Source organism: Streptomyces sp. P9(2023) (genome assembly GCF_032436795.1).
Taxonomy (GTDB): domain Bacteria; phylum Actinomycetota; class Actinomycetes; order Streptomycetales; family Streptomycetaceae; genus Streptomyces.
Genome location: NZ_JAUPWM010000216.1, coordinates 1 through 372, shown reverse-complemented (window position 1 = coordinate 372; position 372 = coordinate 1). Strand labels below are relative to the sequence as shown.

Here is a 372-nt window from a genome sequence, read left to right as displayed (position 1 = left end):
GAAAGCATTGGGCTATCGACCCAATGCAAACGCTAGAGCGCTGGTAAGTAAATCCTCCAATACTATTGGCGTATTGGTCAATGATGTCTCATCTCCATTCTTTGGCAGCATGGTCAAAGCCATCGATACCGTCGCTAGTGAACAAGGAAAACAACTACTGATAGGCAGTGGGTACCATGATGCTGATAAAGAAAGAAACGCCATCAACCTACTGATCAATAGCCAATGCGAATCTTTAGTTGTACATAGCAAAGGTATGAGCGATGAAGAACTTCGACAACTGGCTAATGAAATTCCGGGAATGGTGCTGATTAATCGAAGTATTCCTGGAATAGAATCTCGCTGTGTGGCTTTAGATAGATCGGAAGAGCA

At 43.5% G+C, this 372-nt stretch carries 1 pseudogene; it reads left to right on the top strand.

The annotated features are described in order from the left end of the window. Window positions 1-372 (top strand): annotated as a pseudogene (locus Q5762_RS37410) (hypothetical protein); the annotation flags it as partial.